The following is a 17,985-nucleotide window of genomic DNA, read 5'->3' as shown; positions in this document are numbered from 1 at the left end:
CTGCTTTTATTTTTATGCTTTCAACCATTCTGAGGAAGAAAGATAATTCTGATCGGGATAATAAATGAACAGACAGTTTTTTCCTTTAATCGTGTTGATTATAGACTGTGTCAGTTCTCTTGGGACGGCAGGGCATCCCCAGCTTCTTCCAATTCTTTTGTGCATCGCAGCAAATGCATCACTTACATAATCCGCACCATGCATTACAATTGCTCTTCTGTATGCAGCATCATTAAAGCCCTTATCCATTCCCAATAACTTCAGAGAGTATCCGTTATCACCCTGATAAGTTGCATCCGTGATATAAAATCCCAGACTACTCTGCAGCGAACTTTCCTTGTTAGAAAAATTCGTCGCAAATTCTTCGCCTGTATTTTTTCCGTGTGCTACTAATGAGTTGAACAGAACTTTTTTGTCTTCCAGGTCAATAATCCAAAGTCTTTTTGTATTAGAAGACATAGAAAAATCGCAGATCGTTAATAAATGCGAGTCTTGGGTAAGCAATCCTGCTTTTTTTAAATTTTCATAACCAGTTAATGCTTTTGAGAACACTTCATAGTTCAATTCATGTTCCGGATCAAAGGCAATAGATTGGTATAATGCTTCTGATGAAGATACTGCTGTTGTGCTCTTCTCAGATTTCGTTTCAGCTACTTTTTCAGTTTTCGTTGTTTTTACATTCTCACTTTTCGCCACCACTTTTGGGGAAATGTAGAATGAAGTCGTCACCATGTAAACAAGGCCTAATACACTATAAAATCCTTTCATTCAATACTATATAAATCCAAATTAGTGGGGCAAAATTATAAAAACATAATTACCAAAGGGTTATAACTCTAAAAAGTTTAACGCTATTTAAGAAACTTTAACGTCCTGATTTTGTGAATTAAAGTGGTTATTTTTGAGAATCCGGAACAAATTCCAGACTTATAGAATTCATACAATATCTCAATCCTGTAGGCTTCGGACCATCATCGAAAACGTGCCCCAAATGGGAATCGCATCTTTTGCAGAGCACTTCTACCCTGTCCATCCCATAAGACTGATCTCTCACATAATAGACTCCTTCTTTATCAGCTTCAAAAAAACTCGGCCATCCGCAACTGCTGGAAAATTTTGATGTAGAGCGAAACAAATGATTTCCACACACACCACAATAATACTCACCCACCTCATCAAATTCATTGTATTTTCCTGTAAAAGCTCTTTCTGTAGCTGCTTCTCTGGCAATGGCATAGAGATCAGGAGCCAGGAGTTTTTTCCATTCTTCATTGGAAACATTAAGTTTGGTAGTATCGGTTCTGGAATAGTATGGATTGTTTTTTGCTTCTGTATTTTCCATAGGAAGGGTTTTAATGGGTTCGTATTTCTGCGTGCATGCCTGCAGAATAATTAATATGATTATTGAAATTAAAAATTTCATGGTAAATTTTAATTCTTTAACCACGAATGGTTTCATAACCAAATTTAGTAAATTTGAGAATATGAATGACGAAGCAAAAAGAAAACAACTCAGAAAATATAAAGCATTTGCTACAGGATTATTTGTCCTGATGGCTGTTATTTTCATTGTTACCACTATTTTACAGAAGTCTAATAACTCTCATTGGATTGGCTATGTACGGGCTTTTGCTGAAGCGGCAATGGTGGGAGCACTTGCGGATTGGTTTGCGGTAACTGCATTGTTCCGTCATCCTCTCGGGCTTCCTATTCCTCATACCAACCTGATTGAAAACAGTAAACAGAGACTGGGAGACAACCTTGGAAGTTTTGTAGTGGGTAACTTCCTTTCCCCTCAGAATATACGTCCTTACATCCAAAAACTCAAAGTTTCCAATTTTGTCGGAGAATGGCTAGGGAAGGAAAAAAGTCAGGACATTTTGATTAAAAATCTTTCTGATATTGTTCTTGACATTCTTAATAAACTTGATGACTCTACGGTAAGCCAGTTTATCAGTAAAAAGGTTTCTGAAATGACAGATGATATTAAGCTTAATAAAGTGGTGGGAAACGGAATCGGTTATATACTGGAAAAAAATGACCATCAGAGAATTATCACCAATCTTTCGAAACAGATCAAGGATTACATCATTGAAAACGATGAAATGATTCAGGAGCGGGTAAAGAAAGGAAGCTATTCATTCATCCCATCTTTTATAGATACTAAAATTGCAGATAAAATTGCTGACGGGCTTTCTGATTTTTTCAAAGAAATAGAAGAAGATCCTCAACACGAAGTAAGAGGATTAATTACCCAGAAAATTCATGAATTCTCCGTTGATCTGAAAGAAGATCCAAAATGGGATGAAGAGTTTAAAACCATCAAAAACGGGCTTCTGAAAAATGACAAACTGGATGAATATTCCAATGACATCTGGGTCTCCATCAAAAAAACGCTGATGAAAGAACTTCAGGAGGAAAACTCGGCTTTGAAAAACTATCTTACTAAAAATTTGAATGAGTTTGCCCAGAATTTAAAAACCGATGAAAGCCTTCAGAATAAAATTGATCATTGGGTTCGGGTGACGGCTTATAAATATATTCTGAAAAACACCCATCAATTCGGGAACCTCATCAGTACTACTGTTGGAAACTGGCAGGGAAAAGAACTCAGTGAAAAGCTGGAACTGGAAGTAGGAAAAGATCTGCAGTTTATCAGAGTCAACGGAACACTGGTAGGTGGACTGGTAGGATTGATTATCTACACCATCGCACACTTCTTCATTTAAAAAAACTAAAATCCACGATAACTCAACCATGAAAAAAATTTTCAGTGTCTTCTTTTTCTTTTTCCTCACATTTTTTCTCGGTCAAAAAGTTGAATTAAAGAAAGTAACCGATTCTTCGCAGACTTTTACCGGAGAGATCAACGGAGTGCCTATTACCATAGAACTCAATTATACAGGCGTTGTAGACTGCAATCAGTATCAGCATTATGTGGATGGATGGTACTATTATGATAAATACAAAAAGAAAATCCCGCTTACCGGAATATATGACTATTATGGAAGTCTGTTGCTGTATAACTTTGGAACAAAACAAAAACAGAATTCGAAGCTTTTAAAAGAACAGATTACTTCTCTTCAGAAAGTAGAAAAGACTGATGAAATAGCTCAAAAATTAACACCCAATGAGTCTATTATATTTGATCAATCAACTCTTAAAAATAACCCAATTCCCGGACATTTTTATTTGGGCAAAAAATCCCAGCCTGCAAAATTATTTACAGGCAATACGATGATTTACCGTCTTAACAATTATCTGTTTTTACCGAATAATAAAAAGATCAATACCTATGATTTCATTAATAAAGCAGGCGGAAATGAACTGATCTCCTATTCTTCAGGGGAAAATGGAAACCGGGTTTTGCTTTATTTTGAGCAAATATCAAATTTTAATGCCTGTGGGCAATGTGGGGCAAGCAATGGAGAAAAAGGCTATAGAGTTATCTATTTCACAAAAGACTGGAACTATAAAAACTATGAGGAATTCCTGATTGAAAGCTGTTGGGAAAATATTTATGATGTTACCAAAACAAAATCCAAAGACAAACAAACGATTCAATATAAAATCAACAAGTCAGAAAGCACTCCTGCCCATACGCTTGCCGTAGATTTAAAAAATGCATCCGTTGTAAAATCAAAATAAAAAAGAGAGTCCAATGAACTCTCTTTTATTTTTATCTCGGTAATCTGCTTGCTCTTTTCAGAAGCTCCTGATTGATTTCATTGATCAGTTCCGGACCTTCATAAATAAATCCTGTGTACAACTGAACCAGTGTAGCTCCTGCATCTAACTTCTCCATCGCATCTTTAGCAGAGTGGATTCCTCCTACTCCAATGATTGGGAATGCTCTGTTGCTTTTATCAGCAAGATATTTGATCATTTTGGTACTTCTCTCACGGATAGGTTTCCCGCTTAATCCACCATTTCCTATCTGTTCTAAAACTTCAGGAGAAGCTTTCAGCCCTTCTCTGTTTACTGAAGTATTGGACACTACGATACCATCAATCTTTGTTTCTGCGATCAGTTCAATGATTTCATCCAATTGATTGCTATTCAAATCCGGTGCAATTTTAAGCAGTATAGGTTTCTGTACAGATTTTGACTGGTTTATTTTTTTCACTTCTGTAATCAGCTCTCTCAGATAGTCTACGTCTTCAAGCTTGGCGTGGCTTCCAACATTCGGGCAGCTTACATTCAGGACAAAGTAATCTACATGAGGATGAAGACCTTCAAAGCAGTCTAAGTAATCCTGGGTATAATTTTCCGGACTTGTGTCTGTATTTTTCCCGATGTTTCCTCCGATGATTATTTTCCCTTTATTGGATTTCAGTTTTTCAATAGCTGCTTCAAGACCATCATTGTTGAATCCCATTCTGTTGATGATTCCACCATCTTCAATAAGACGGAACAATCTTTTCTTGGGATTTCCGGCCTGAGCTCTTGGGGTAACCGTTCCAATTTCTACAAATCCAAAACCAAGATCTCCCAATTCGTTAAATAACACTGCATTTTTATCGAAACCGGCCGCCAGTCCTACAGGATTTTTAAATTTCAATCCGAAAACTTCTCTTTCCAGACGTTTGTCTTCAATAGGTTTGGGGAAAAATAATTTAGTAAGAAATCCAAAATTTTTAAGCATTGAAAATGTAAAATGATGAACTTCTTCAGGATCAAATTTGAAAAGGATCGGACGAATGAGCGATTTGTACATTGAAAAAAAGTTTTACAAAAATACTCATTTTAAAATTAATACTTGATTAACCTATGATATTTTATCAAAATGTCTGATCTATAGTATCTATAAGCTGGAAAACAACTATATATTCAACAATCAGTGGGATTTTTTAACGCTACGACCGCAAAGAAAGATGACCATCCTGAAAACATTTTGGTTCGCAAGGGCGTTTCACTAAGCGAAGTACACGCTATTAGTTTTTGCTGAACAAAGTGCCTTAACGTTCGAAAAGTAAACATTTAAAAACATTCTTAGTGAACATTGCGTTAAAAAATATTTACAAATAACATTAAGAATAAGCACTCAGATCAAACTTCAGAATATCCCCTACTCTTTTGAACTCTTCATCAATAGTCGCATTTACGGTAATTCTTTCGTTAGAAACAGGATGATTAAAAATCAACTGATGGGCGTGAAGCGTCATTTTGCTGATCTCAAATGTTTGGAGCCACAGTTTATTTTGTTTATTGCAGCCGTGCTTTCTGCAACCTAAAATAGGATGGAGAATATGTTTAAAATGTTTTCTCAACTGATGAAATCTTCCTGTTTCAGGAATGGCTTCTACCAGACAATACCTTGAAGTCTGATGTTTTAAAAAAGGTAAATCTATTTCTGAAGTCTGCAAACGGCGATAGTTAGTAATGGCGTTTTGTTTAACCTCATTTTCATTAACTAAATCATAATCAATGGTTTCTTCTTCTTTTGTCCAGCCACGAAGAATGGCCAGATATTTTTTCTCCACTTCTCGTGATGCAAACTGTTCACTCATGATTCTAAGAGTATCTTTATCTAAAGTAAACAGCAGAACACCTGACGTTTTCCGGTCTAATCTATGTACTGGATACACTTTTTGCCCAATCTGCTTCTTCAATTCCTGAATAGCATAGGTATCAGCTTCTCCCGCATAGAAAGATTTATGAACCAGTAATCCGCTGGGCTTGTTAATGGCTATAATATGTTCGTCACGATAAAGAATTTCTAACATGATGCAAAAGTAGAGGTTTTTTGATTATTCCTCAAATATCAGATGTTCATTAAAAAATGGCAGCATTTGATTTTCAATTCTTCCGTTTTCCTTACTGACCTCACTGCCGTGCGTGCCTATATATTCTTCTGCTTCATGTTTTATTTTCAGCATTTCAAGATTTTTGCTCAAATTCATACAACTTGTGGGAATGTGTTTTAACTCATCATTCCTACCCCAGTCAAATTTTATGGCTTTCAGTTTTTTAATGTTGTCGTAATGTGAAAAAATTAATTCAGAGGTAGAATTTTTTTTTAATTCCTGAACGACAGAAGCATTAACTTTCAAATCATTTCCTTCAAAAGAATAAGGAAAATCTGCATAGAATGGAGGTTTATTTTCGTTTCCGTTATAAGCTCTTGCAATGGCGAAAATAATATTAGTTCTTGCATGTTCTCGTTTTGAAAGATCGGTAATATCTTTAATACTGTTCATGTTTTTATACAAATCAATTTCATTGAGTGTAAAAAATTGGGCATCAATAATTCCGGGAGAAAGTGCATAAACAGAAGAAAAGACTTCAGGATGCAGAAAAGCATTCCGCAAAGCTCCATTTCCTCCCATTGAATGCCCGGTAATTCCCCGACTGTCTTTATCGGCAATGGTTCTGTAGTTCTTATCAATAAAATCTACCAGCTCAATGGATGTAAAATCTGACCAGTTTCCTGAAGATTTTGAATTGGTATAAAAGCTTCCTTTAAACACGGTGCTCTCATCCGGCATTACCATAATAACGGGTTTTATTTTTTTAGAGCTGACAGCCCGGTCAATAATATGATTCATCTTATCTCTGCTGACCAATAAACTGTCATTCCAGAAAAAGCCATGCAAAAAATAAATAACAGGATATCTTTTTGAAGATTTTTCATAATCCGGGGGAAGATAGACTGATACTCTGCGTCTGGGATTTTCACCCACTTTATTCTGTAAAGTTTTGGCTGTAATATAGGTTGTCACCACCTTTCCTTCAGGAATTTTTTGTGCCCATAAAAACTGAGCCAACAAGACAAACATTACCAATAGGAATCCTGATTTTTTCATTGTGATATTTTAGGTAAACCAAATGTCGGTAAATTGTCTCAAAACAAGATAATAATGAAAGATTTTTTATGCTGTTACTATTTAGCCCTGATTGTAACGGCATCCTTTTGCAACGCAAAAGATAGAGTGAAAAGCAGGTTCCCGGCTCCTTCATTACACTTCAAATAAAAGGGGTATATTAGTAAAAGGTTTTACTTTAATTTAAAAAAATGACAGACTATTTTGGTTTTTTTGTGAAATTAATTGTGATCGCTGTTGTTATAACGATTACTACAATTCTTTTTGTTCCCTTAAAAAAATACAGAATAACAAAGATATTACTGTTTATTATTGCCGGTATTTTATTTATCATTGGTGTGGGAGGATGCTTTTTGATGACCATCTCTAATGTAGGTTCTTACAGGTATTAATATTTTCCCAATAAAAAACATTATTTTTGCATATCAGACGTTAAAAAATTATGGCAAAGCAAGAAGATGTTTTCAAGAAAGTGATTTCTCACGCTAAAGAATATGGTTTTATTTTCCCATCGAGTGAGATCTATGATGGTTTATCCGCTGTTTATGATTATGGACAGAACGGTGCCGAACTTAAAAATAATATCAAACAATATTGGTGGAAAGCTATGGTACAGCTTAACGAAAATATTGTCGGCATTGATTCAGCGATCCTTATGCATCCAACAACATGGAAAGCATCAGGCCACGTAGACGCTTTCAACGATCCATTGATTGATAATAAAGATTCTAAGAAACGTTTCAGAGCAGACGTTTTGGTGGAAGATTATTGTGCTAAAATTGAAGATAAAGAGAATAAAGAAATCGAAAAGGCAGCGAAAAGATTCGGTGAGGCTTTCGATAAAGATCAGTTTGTTGCTACGAATCCAAAAATTCTGGAATACAGAGCAAAAAGAGAAGCAATTCTTTCAAGACTGGCTAAATCTCTGGAAAATGAAGACCTTGCTGATGTAAAAGCTTTGATTGAAGAGCTTGAAATTGCAGATCCTGATACAGGTTCTAAAAACTGGACAGAAGTAAGACAGTTCAACCTGATGTTCGGAACAAAGCTGGGAGCTTCTGCAGACAGTGCAATGGATCTTTATCTGAGACCTGAAACAGCTCAGGGTATCTTCGTTAACTTCCTGAATGTACAGAAAACTTCACGTCATAAACTTCCTTTCGGTATTGCACAGATTGGTAAAGCCTTCAGAAACGAGATTGTTGCAAGACAGTTTATTTTCAGAATGCGTGAATTCGAACAGATGGAAATGCAGTTTTTTGTTGCTCCGGGTACAGAACTTGAATTCTACGAGCAGTGGAAACAGAAACGTCTGAACTGGCACAGAGCTTTAGGTTTGGGTAATGAGAACTACAGATTCCATGATCATGAAAAGCTTGCTCACTATGCGAATGCTGCCGCTGATATTGAGTTTAACTTCCCATTCGGATTTAAAGAACTGGAAGGAATTCACTCAAGAACGGATTTCGACTTAAAAGCACATGAAGAATTCTCAGGAAGAAAGCTTCAGTTCTTTGATCCTGAGAGAAACGAAAACTATGTTCCTTATGTAGTGGAAACTTCTGTAGGTTTAGACAGATTATTCCTTTCCATATTCTCTCATTGTTTAAAAGACGAAACATTAGAAGACGGTTCAGAAAGAACAGTTTTATCGTTACCTCCGGCATTGGCACCAATTAAAGCTGCTATTCTTCCATTGATGAAGAGAGACGGTTTAGCAGAATATGCAGAAAAGATCTTCAATGACCTGAAATATGATTTCAACTTATTCTACGAAGAGAAAGATGCAATCGGAAAACGTTACAGAAGACAGGATGCCATTGGTACTCCATACTGTATCACTATAGATCACGACTCTTTAGTTGATCACACGGTAACCATCAGAGACAGAGACACAATGCAGCAGGAAAGAGTTCCTGTTTCAGAGTTGAGAAGAATCATTGATGAGAAAACAAACTTCAGAAATTTACTTTCTCAATTATAATAAAAAGCCCTGTTTTTCAGGGCTTTTTTATTTTTAGGACATTCCGGATCAACATACCATAAAAATGATTATTTTTAGCGGACTAAAAACTAAACTAATAATAACCATGAAAAAACTGATGTTTTCATCACTTGCTGTGGCATTGCTCTCAAGTTGTGTGTCTAATGATAATCCGGCCGACCACAGAGACAACAGCAATAATTCTCAGAACAATAATAACGGTCCTTTTCATCTCTTAAAAAAAGCAACTGACGTCAATCCGGGAGGTCAGCCCTATGTGGTTGAATTCAAATACAATGGCGATAAACTTGCAGAAACTTATAATGCACTGGATGATGATAGAGTTGTTTATACTTACAGTGGAGATTATATTGCTAAAACAGAAGAATTTATTGGTGGTGCTCTGGTTCTTATGAGAGAATTCACCTACTCTAATGGAAGGCTATCAACAGAAAAGGTAACTGATAAAGAGCAGGGAACTCTTATCTATACCAAAATTTATCAGTATGTCAGTGACACTCATGTACAATTTGATGAATATAAAAGCGGAACTTATAATCCCTCAACAGGAACATATTCCAATCTTGTATTTACACAGGTGGATGTTAATTTAACCAATGCCGGAAATGTGGCTTCAGCCAAATATACTTATAACGGAGTTACCTACAATATCACCAATACTTATGACACCTTCAATAGTCCGATGAAAGGTATAAAAGGTTTTGTTAAGATCAATTTATTTGATGTAAGTGATGGCCAAATAGGCTATAATAATTTATTGAATCAAACCGAGAGTTATTCCGGTTCATCCAATGGAACGAACAAAATCACTGCCGTTTACACGCTTAACGGAGATAACTATCCTACCAAAGCTGTTACCACTTATGACAGTTCAGGTTATGGAACAAGTACTCATAACTGGCTTTACGAATACTATTAATTATTTTATATTTTAGATAGCAAGTCCTGGAATTATTTTCAGGGCTTTTTTATTTTTCGCAACATAAGGGTTAATTTATTACTTTTATCCCTCAAATTTTAACCATGAAAAAAATAACGCTGATGATGTTTGGGCTCATCCAGACATTTGCATTTTCTCAAACTCAGGACCTCACAACTCTCGCTGCAGGTGATCACGTGGGGATGAACGCTCTATTCGATGATAAAGACAATCTTTACGGCTACGTTTCTCTATATTCTTACGGTAAATCCAGTGACAAGACCAAAAAGTTCGAGTATGTCATCCTTGATAAAAACCTCAACCCTGTTGCCAATAAAGAGTTTGAAGGAGATATAACAGCTGCTTCTTATTTGGGATATGTAGATTTTAAAGGACAGATTATTTTAAAACCTTCCATGATGGACTATTCCCTGGTAAAAACCAGAGAAGTATTTACTCCCGTTTCTATGGTGATAGATCCTAAAACCAACTCTATTACCAGAAAAATATATTACGACTACCTGGAAAATGGTACTTTCAAAGAAATCAACGAACCGAAAAGCTGGAAAGAACAGCGTAAGGAAAACCGTGAGGAGAAAAAAGATAAAGGCTACAACTACATTTCTGCGGTAGGAGAACTGAAAGAAGGAGGTTACTTTGCTGTGGAATATAAAGATTACGGAAAATACGAAAACAGCAATAGTCTTATTAAGTTTGATGCTAACAAAAAGGAAGTCTGGAGATATAAGTATAACACAGACGGAAGTAAAAAACTGTACACGACCTTATCCGTTCTGGAAAGAGATGAAAATTATATGTACTGCATCATGAAAAAGGTTAATGACAAGCAGAAAACATTCAGTGTCATGGTTCTCGACATGAAAACCGGAAAAGAAACTTCCAATAAACCGGTTACAGGATTATCTGATGAGACGATAGACAATATTGAATCCTTCTACTCCAACTACAGAAAGCTTGATAATGATAAAACGTTTGATGATAAAGTAGTCCTGCTAGGAAGGAACTATGATGATTCCGAATCTGTAGGATTTGCAAGAATGATCCTTAACAAATCTGATTTTTCGGTAGATATGAAAGCAATTAATTATGAACCCAATATTTCTGCTTTTCTTCCAAAGGTCGACAAATATGGAATGGTAGAAAGCGGTTATATGCTTCAGACCAAAGATATGTACTTTATGAACGATGGAAGTGTGGGTATTTTATCCGAAAAATATAAACCGGCAGGGCAATACAACGCTCCGAAAACCACCGACCTTGTGTATATCTACACGGATAAAGATTTCAAAGTGAAAAATGTTCAGGTTTTTGAAAAGGAAAAATCAAAATGGGTCAACAGTGATTATCTCTTCTCACAATACCTCAACGGTGGAAAAGATGTAGTATTTTTCTACCGCGACTATCAAAAAGACGAAGTTACCAGGCAGAAAAGATGGAATTTGTTTATCAATACCATTATTGATGGAAAATTCAAACAGGAGATTATTCCAATTTCTGAAAAAGACAATTATGCAGTAACGCCATACGTTGGAAAAGAAGGCTACATCCTGCTTCGTGAGTATAATGAAAAAGAAAAGTTTAATAAGATCCGTCTGGAAAAATTAAATTATTAATACAAAAAGAACCCTGACTAAACATCAGGGTTTTTCTTTGACTTTTGAATACAGACTAACGATATTTTGTTTACTCTAAATTCTTTTATTTAGAATTCGGTTTTAATTTTATCTAAATAGGTATAATCTTCTTTAACCTTTGCTAGATAAGGATCTCTTCCTTCTGGCCTGTTCAGAAAATTTGAGTGGAAAACCTCCGTTTTTGAGTTTGAAACAATTTGAGTTGCAAGCGTTTTCGATAACGGTGCATATTCCGTAGAATTCAAGGTTAATAATGTGTTATACAGCAGGCAATATCCGGGATACTTTGTATTGACCAATTCCTGAGCATATTGTGCTATTAATTTAGCTTGGTCTGCGGTGGGTGCAGTATTTTGAATACCTAGTAAATCTTTTTTTGCAAATAATATATAAATCAGATATTGTTTTGAAGCAGTACTTAAGTCTGTACTATAAAGCGCATTGAGGGTTTTCCAATCAACTTTGGGATCATTCATCTTACGGGCCAGATCATTTTCAACATTGAAAACCATAAAGTCGGTATGAGCATCAAGATAGGGTAATTGCTGTGTATACTCTTTTCCGGCTGCCTTTCCAGATGAATTATTGTTATTTAAAATGGATGATTTGGACACTTCTTTATCATTTATATTTTCTGTCGTACCTTCTTCTTTAGAACAACTTGTTACAATTGAAGATAAAACTATGGTAGTTAAAATGAATTTTTTCATGGTATTTTACTTTATTATTAAAAATTTAAATTCTTTATTTCACGGAAATCAATTACGTCAGTATTTACAATAGGGTTTGAACGCCGATCTTTTGGAATATTTCATTTATATCGATGCCATAATCACCGGAAAACACGTAATAGCTTGATGTATTTAGGATGTAACACCTAAAACTGTAATTAGTTTTTTAATCTGCTTAATCAATCTATTTTAGCGAAGGTCCCATTCGTCTGATAAAAGTCTGCTATATTCTTTATTTCATCAAGACTTAAGTTCCACATAAAGTTCAGAAACTGCTGATAGCTTTCACTTTGATTTTTGGGCTCTATACGATCCAGATATCGGTTCAGATTATAGTTTTTTCTTGCTTCATATATTTTGGAAAAACATCTTCCCAACCAGCTTTTATAATATTTTTCCTCCTCTTCATCCTGCAAAAACTGCATGGCAGTATAAATCCCCAGTCCATAATCTTCTGAATGGAAATAATTGGGTAAAATCTCCATCCTCGCCGTTTTTCTTAATGTTAAAAACAGATCTGAGGGTTTTTCCGGACTAACAGGAGTTTTAAGCTCTGCAAAAGTCTTTTTAAGCACTTCTAGTCTTCTGGAAACTTCAGGGTGAGAAGCAAGAGAATCTTTATTCAGCTTTTCTTTATAGAAATTATAATTATACAGAGAGAAATCTTCCTTCTTCATCCATTTTTCATTAAATGCCTGCCTGGGAAGGTTAAAAAGTTTTTTATACGTTTCTACCTTCAATTCTCTTGGTGAAATGGTATCAAAATCCTGCAATCTCTGAAGAGCATTGACAAATTCTGCTTTCTTGAAATCACTGTTTTTAAAGATGACATACCCGAGAGAATCAGCCTGCATTTCGCTTTGTCTTCTTTCTACTCCTTTCTTGTAGGCTGTATTTTTAAAAATATCGAAAGCCTTTTGATTCTGGCCCTGGCTTCTGCTTGTTGTAGTAGATTTTATATTCTGCACCACCACTTTATCCTGTTTATCCTGTTCGATAATTTTCAAAAAAGTCTTCAGGGAATGTTCCTCTATTTTATGTCCCAGCTCATGGGCAATCACCGCAGCAATCTGTTCCTCATTATTCAGCCAGCTATAAAGCCCCATGTTGATCACAAAGGTTCCATCGGCAAGACAATAAGCATTGGGAGTGTTGTCTTTTGCAATCAGAATTTTCAGGTTCTGAGGAATTGTAGGATTATTCTTTTTAAGACGTTGAATCATAGACTGTATACTGGTTTCAAATTCAGATTTAAAGATAAAATCCTTATTCTTCACCTGCTTTTCAAAATCAGTTCCGAATTCTTTATAAATTTTGGATAATTCAGAACCTGTTTTCCCGGAATATTGGGACTTTAATCTCTTTACGGTTGCTTCATTATTTCCTTCAAAACTCTTTAAAAACGCTTTTCTCTGTATATAATCTGCGGTATCTATTGGTTTATAAATCTGGGCTATTCCCATGATTGAAAATAGGAGGCACCCCAATACAAAAAGTTTTCTGGTCATAGTTTTCTTCAATAAGAACAAAAATAACTTATTTGCTGATTCATTTTAAATTTTATAACCAAATTATTCTAAATTTGTTAAAGACCCATTCAGGAAAAAATGAGAATACTAAAGTATATGATAGGTGGAGCTGTAGCAGGTGCAGCAGCAGCTTATTTTTTTGGATATGATTATTTATTTAGTGGTATTTCCAAAACCTACCTTAAAGGAAAGTCAAGTGCATACATCGATGACGGAGATCTTTTCCCCAGCAACCCTATTGCGACGGAAGAGCCCAGGCTCTGGGAAGAGGATGCTGAGTATAACAAAAAAGACTTACCTAAACATTTAGTTGATAATTTAAAACACTCCAGAACAGCAGCTTTAGTCGTGATAAGGAACGGGAAAATTCTTCACGAACAATATTGGGATGGCTACAATCAGCTTTCGCAGACTAATTCTTTTTCAATGGCAAAAGCAGTGACTGTAATGCTTTTAGGGAAAGCACTGGAAGAAGGGATTATCCCATCCATTGATGAAAAGCTTTCTGACTTTTATCCTGAATTTAAAAATAAAACATTTGGAAATCAGGTTACCCTTAAAAATTTAGCCCAAATGGAAGCCGGATTAGACTGGGATGAAAATTACAACAATCCATTTCTTCCCAATGCTAAAGCCTATTATGGAAAAAGTCTTGTAAAAGCTGTATTCACAAGAAAATTCAAAGAAGAACCAGGAGTCAGATTTGAATATCAAAGCGGTTCTACACAACTTCTTGGTTTCGCCCTGCGTAAAGCTCTTGATAAACCATTGGCAACTTATTTATCAGAAAAATTCTGGGCTCCTCTGGGAATGGAACAAAATGCTAAATGGACTACAGATGATCATGGTATGGAAAAAACCTATTGCTGTATTCATTCCAATGCAAGAGACTTTGCCAAGCTGGGACAGCTATTTCTGGATGATGGAAAAGCCGGAGACCAACAGATCCTCAATGCAGACTTCGTTGAACAGATGAGAACTCCTACAGAAAAGTCTGAAAACATTTATGGAATGGGACTTTGGATTAATCACGATAACCCTATCAAACATTATTATTTCCTGGGATTACAGGGTCAATATATCATTATGGTTCCGGAGCACAATATAGTTATTGTAAAAACCGGAAGTTATTCCAACAACCCTAAAAATGACAGAGGAAGACCCGATCAGGTGAAATTCCTTGTTAATGATATTGTACAATTATTCCAATAAAAACAATGGAGAAATACAGCCCGAAAATTGACGCATATATTGAAAAATCACAGGATTTTGCAAAACCTATCCTGTATTACATCCGTGAAACCGTTCATGAATTCTGCCCTGATGCCGAAGAAACCATGAAGTGGAGCTTTCCCCATTTTATCTATAAAGGGAAAAATCTTTGTGCTATGGCTTCTTTCAAACAGCACTGTACTTTTGGATTCTGGCTGGAAAAGGAAATGAAAACCATGCAGGAGATCACTCAGGATATTGAGAAAAACTCGATGTTCAGTTTAGGAAAAATTACGCAGGTCGGAGATCTTCCCTCTAAACCTCAGCTGAAAAAAGCGATTACAGAGGCTATGGAGCTTACGGATATGGGCGTTACCATGAAAAAAGCAGCACCCTCCAAAACAGAAATGGAAATTCCTGATTATTTTCAGTCTGCTTTAAATGCCCAGCCAAAAGCAAAAGATTTTTTTGAAAAAGCTTCGCCCTCTTTCAGAAAAGAGTATATTGCATGGGTTTCCGAGGCTAAAACAGAAGCTACCAGAAACAAGAGACTGGAACAGTCTTTGGAATGGATTGCTGAAGGTAAAAGCCGCAACTGGAAGTACCAGAAAAAATAAAAAACACACCCAATGAAGAAAAAAATTATTCTCTTTTTCTTCCTTATTATTTCAATTTTTACACTCGCTCAATCATTTGATTTTGAGGGACAATATAAGTATGCCCGCATGCTTTCTTCTAAAAATCCTGACAGCTCAGAAATTATTCTGAATAAGATCATTGATTCTGCCCAGAGAAGAAACCACCAGGAATTTCTTGCAAAGGCTTATTATTTAAAGTCTTTCAACAGCTATTTAAAATCAGATGCTGAAAAAAGTCTTGATTTTGCCGATAAGGCACTTAAAATAGCTACGCAAAGCAATTATAGCATTGGGAAGGCACTGGCGTACAGGATGCAGGGAACTCAGTATGCAAAACTCGGATTGCTTAAAGAATCTTCTACAAGTCTTAGAAATGCTCTGGCAGAAGTAAAAACCAATAGTACGGAAGAAGGACATGAACTGAAAGGCATGATCTTTAATTCTTTTTTGATTCTTCTCAATAAGGATCAGTACAAAGAGAAGGCATTTTATTCTAAAAGTGCCATTCAGGAATTTCAGAAGCTAAAAAATACTGCCAGGCGAAATGAATTGCTGATTTCTGCTTACACCAATATGGGGTATAATTTATCTGAAGTAAAAAAATTCAGGGAAGCCAAATATTATTTTGCTAATGCTCTTTCATTAGTGGGAAAAAGCAATTATTATCTTCAGGCCAACATTCTTAATGATATCGGGTTTTCTTTTTCAAAACAGAATAAACCGGACAGTGCGATCCTGTATTATCAGAAATCTCTTGCCATTGTAGATCAGTATGGTTTCAACGAAAAAAAGATTGAAGTGACCAAGAATCTTGAAGAAGCTTACGCCCAGCTCCACGACGAGTCTAATACCGAAAAATATAAAATAGAAAACCTTACCTTAAAAGACAGCATTGCTTACAACAAAGCCATGGCCGTCAACAAAACTTTATCCAAAAAAGAGGAAAGCTTCCATCAACAGCTCAACGAAAGCCACAGCATTTCAAAAGGACTTATTATAGCCTGTTTTACTCTGATCATTGTTTTAGGCGCTGTAATTTTCAATACCCTTCGTCTCCGTAAAAAACATAAAGAAGCAGTTGCTAAAATTTACAAAGATGGGATTTCACCTGTTGTTTATGAGGAAGATCCACAGGAAGTTTCTGAGGATATTCAGACAAAAAACACCTCTACTCCGATAGAAATAAAAATTTCACCTGAAGTAGAGGAAAACATACTAAACGGATTAAAAATTTTTGAAGAAAACCTTGAGTTTAACAACAAAAACATCTCTCGTTACAACCTTGCAAACACGTTGAATATCAACACAAAATACCTTTCAACGGTTATTAAGAAACATAAAAAATTCAATTTCAATCAGTACATTAATCATCTAAGGATCAATTATATTGTCACCCAGTTGAAAAACGAACCTCAATATAGAAAATATAAGATCAATCATCTTGCTGAAATCACGGGATATTCCTCTCACAGCGCCTTTTCTCTTGAGTTTAAGAAGATCACAGGGCTGCATCCTTCTGCTTTTATTAAAACCCTTGATGAGATCTCCTGATTACTGTTCTGCTATGGTAAGATTATTATAACCTCCCGTATTATTAAGCGAGAAATTCGCAACGTTTGAGTTATTCAAATTAAACCAGATATAAGGCATTAGTCTCTGTCCTGCCGTCATATAGAATGAAGCGGTACAGTTACTTCCAGCATCAATATTTCCGACACTGTTTGAGGACATGGTATTGGCACATTTCACAGTATTGACAATATTGGTGGCAGCCAATCCTGTTGTACTATCATAAAGCTGCCAGATGGCTTCTATCTGAATAGGATTTAAAGGATCTGTAGTATAATTAATGGCCAACGGAGCCAGGTCCGTGGTGAATGTGGCTACATAAATTCCGTTTCTGGGTGCTGTAAAAATACCCGTTCCGGCATTGAAAGTAGTCCCGGAGTTACTTTCAAAGGTTTTACTCCAGTCTACTAAGTAGTTACTCGCCCTGTTCTGCAAACCGGCAGTTACCGTGGGTGTGGCCGGGGTTGCAAGCTTCACGTTATTAGTCGTTTTGGCTGCAATCACAATTACTTTATTACTGGCAGGCTGAGCTGTCAGCAAAGGAAGCCACTCATTTCCGTTAGAATATTCCACGCCGCTGTTATAGCGTACTGCACCTTCATCTGCTGCAACAGCTGTTAAAGTAGAAGTTCCAAAACCAATCGCTCCGTTTCCGGAATTTCTGGCGTCTACTTTTACGGCCGGGCTCAAAGTTCCTACTCCTAGTTTCCCTGTATTATTTACAAGAATATCATTAGCCTGCTGAGCAGGAGTAAATGTTGATCCGGAAGAAGGATTATCTTTCTGCCCGTCAATATGTAAAATGCCTTGCGGGTTTGAGGTATTGATTCCAATTTGTGAAAATGCACACTGGAAACTTAAAGTCACTAAAATCAGTAAACAATTCTTTTTCATCATGTATCT

The 17,985-nt window shown here is 36.0% G+C and carries 17 protein-coding genes; 9 read left to right on the top strand and 8 right to left on the bottom strand.

Annotation, left to right across the window (positions count from 1 at the left end; genetic code table 11):
* Positions 1–12: 12 nt before the first annotated feature.
* Positions 13–768, bottom strand: coding sequence for a murein L,D-transpeptidase catalytic domain family protein (locus REB14_RS13820; RefSeq protein WP_079240069.1), 756 nt, complete (start codon positions 766–768; stop codon positions 13–15).
* A gap of 127 nt (positions 769–895) precedes the next feature.
* On the bottom strand, positions 896–1,423 hold the full coding sequence (gene msrB, locus REB14_RS13815) for a peptide-methionine (R)-S-oxide reductase MsrB (RefSeq protein ID WP_079240068.1): 528 nt from the start codon (positions 1,421–1,423) through the stop codon (positions 896–898).
* 61 nt (positions 1,424–1,484) lie between these two features.
* Between msrB and REB14_RS13810 the strand changes: the two genes are divergently transcribed.
* Both REB14_RS13810 and REB14_RS13805 read left to right on the top strand, forming a co-directional pair.
* Complete coding sequence (locus tag REB14_RS13810; protein WP_079243823.1) at positions 1,485–2,729, top strand: DUF445 domain-containing protein; 1,245 nt, start codon at positions 1,485–1,487, stop codon at positions 2,727–2,729.
* Positions 2,730–2,757: 28 nt separating this feature from the next.
* The gene (locus REB14_RS13805) at positions 2,758–3,648 is read left to right on the top strand and encodes a hypothetical protein (RefSeq protein ID WP_309522454.1); all 891 of its coding nucleotides are present in this window, start codon (positions 2,758–2,760) and stop codon (positions 3,646–3,648) included.
* Positions 3,649–3,679: 31 nt separating this feature from the next.
* On the opposite strand, the gene REB14_RS13800 is transcribed toward REB14_RS13805, so the two are convergent.
* The 3 genes from REB14_RS13800 to REB14_RS13790 all read right to left on the bottom strand — a co-directional run bounded on the left by REB14_RS13800 (position 3,680) and on the right by REB14_RS13790 (position 6,806).
* Positions 3,680–4,717 (bottom strand): quinone-dependent dihydroorotate dehydrogenase, encoded by a 1,038-nt coding sequence (locus REB14_RS13800; RefSeq protein WP_309522453.1) that lies wholly within the window; start codon positions 4,715–4,717, stop codon positions 3,680–3,682.
* Between the two features lie 313 nt (positions 4,718–5,030).
* Positions 5,031–5,726 (bottom strand): pseudouridine synthase, encoded by a 696-nt coding sequence (locus REB14_RS13795; protein WP_079240065.1) that lies wholly within the window; start codon positions 5,724–5,726, stop codon positions 5,031–5,033.
* Between the two features lie 24 nt (positions 5,727–5,750).
* Entirely contained in the window at positions 5,751–6,806 is a 1,056-nt protein-coding gene (locus REB14_RS13790; RefSeq protein ID WP_309522452.1) for an alpha/beta hydrolase, read from the bottom strand.
* A gap of 209 nt (positions 6,807–7,015) precedes the next feature.
* Here REB14_RS13790 and REB14_RS13785 point away from each other — a divergent pair, with 209 nt between their 5' ends.
* The 4 genes from REB14_RS13785 (at position 7,016) to REB14_RS13770 (ending at position 11,382) form a co-directional block, all read left to right on the top strand.
* Entirely contained in the window at positions 7,016–7,216 is a 201-nt protein-coding gene (locus tag REB14_RS13785; RefSeq protein ID WP_079240064.1) for a hypothetical protein, read from the top strand.
* A 50-nt stretch (positions 7,217–7,266) separates the two neighbouring features.
* On the top strand, positions 7,267–8,808 hold the full coding sequence (locus REB14_RS13780) for a glycine--tRNA ligase (protein WP_079240063.1): 1,542 nt from the start codon (positions 7,267–7,269) through the stop codon (positions 8,806–8,808).
* A 106-nt stretch (positions 8,809–8,914) separates the two neighbouring features.
* Positions 8,915–9,748 carry a hypothetical protein gene (locus tag REB14_RS13775; RefSeq protein WP_309522451.1) on the top strand — a complete coding sequence of 278 codons (834 nt, stop codon included), beginning with the start codon at positions 8,915–8,917 and terminating at the stop codon, positions 9,746–9,748.
* A gap of 104 nt (positions 9,749–9,852) precedes the next feature.
* Positions 9,853–11,382, top strand: a complete 1,530-nt coding sequence (locus REB14_RS13770; RefSeq protein WP_309522450.1) for a hypothetical protein — start codon at positions 9,853–9,855, stop codon at positions 11,380–11,382.
* Positions 11,383–11,471: 89 nt separating this feature from the next.
* Here REB14_RS13770 and REB14_RS13765 read toward each other — a convergent pair whose 3' ends face one another.
* Complete coding sequence (locus REB14_RS13765; RefSeq protein WP_309522449.1) at positions 11,472–12,113, bottom strand: hypothetical protein; 642 nt, start codon at positions 12,111–12,113, stop codon at positions 11,472–11,474.
* A 200-nt stretch (positions 12,114–12,313) separates the two neighbouring features.
* Positions 12,314–13,642, bottom strand: a complete 1,329-nt coding sequence (locus tag REB14_RS13760; protein ID WP_309522448.1) for a M48 family metalloprotease — start codon at positions 13,640–13,642, stop codon at positions 12,314–12,316.
* A gap of 99 nt (positions 13,643–13,741) precedes the next feature.
* Between REB14_RS13760 and REB14_RS13755 the strand changes: the two genes are divergently transcribed.
* The 3 genes from REB14_RS13755 to REB14_RS13745 are packed head-to-tail and all read left to right on the top strand — an operon-like array spanning position 13,742 to position 17,064.
* Positions 13,742–14,875 carry a serine hydrolase domain-containing protein gene (locus REB14_RS13755; RefSeq protein WP_309522447.1) on the top strand — a complete coding sequence of 378 codons (1,134 nt, stop codon included), beginning with the start codon at positions 13,742–13,744 and terminating at the stop codon, positions 14,873–14,875.
* Between the two features lie 5 nt (positions 14,876–14,880).
* Entirely contained in the window at positions 14,881–15,492 is a 612-nt protein-coding gene (locus REB14_RS13750; protein ID WP_309522446.1) for a YdeI/OmpD-associated family protein, read from the top strand.
* Positions 15,493–15,504: 12 nt separating this feature from the next.
* Positions 15,505–17,064 carry a helix-turn-helix domain-containing protein gene (locus REB14_RS13745; protein WP_079240056.1) on the top strand — a complete coding sequence of 520 codons (1,560 nt, stop codon included), beginning with the start codon at positions 15,505–15,507 and terminating at the stop codon, positions 17,062–17,064.
* On the opposite strand, the gene REB14_RS13740 is transcribed toward REB14_RS13745, so the two are convergent.
* The gene (locus REB14_RS13740) at positions 17,065–17,979 is read right to left on the bottom strand and encodes a hypothetical protein (protein WP_079240055.1); all 915 of its coding nucleotides are present in this window, start codon (positions 17,977–17,979) and stop codon (positions 17,065–17,067) included. It lies immediately after the preceding gene.
* Positions 17,980–17,985 lie beyond the last annotated feature (6 nt).

Origin of the sequence: Chryseobacterium metallicongregator (genome assembly GCF_031324065.1) — a bacterium.
GTDB classification, from domain to species: Bacteria; Bacteroidota; Bacteroidia; order Flavobacteriales; family Weeksellaceae; genus Chryseobacterium; species Chryseobacterium metallicongregator.
This window is presented reverse-complemented; position numbering and strand designations above follow the sequence as displayed.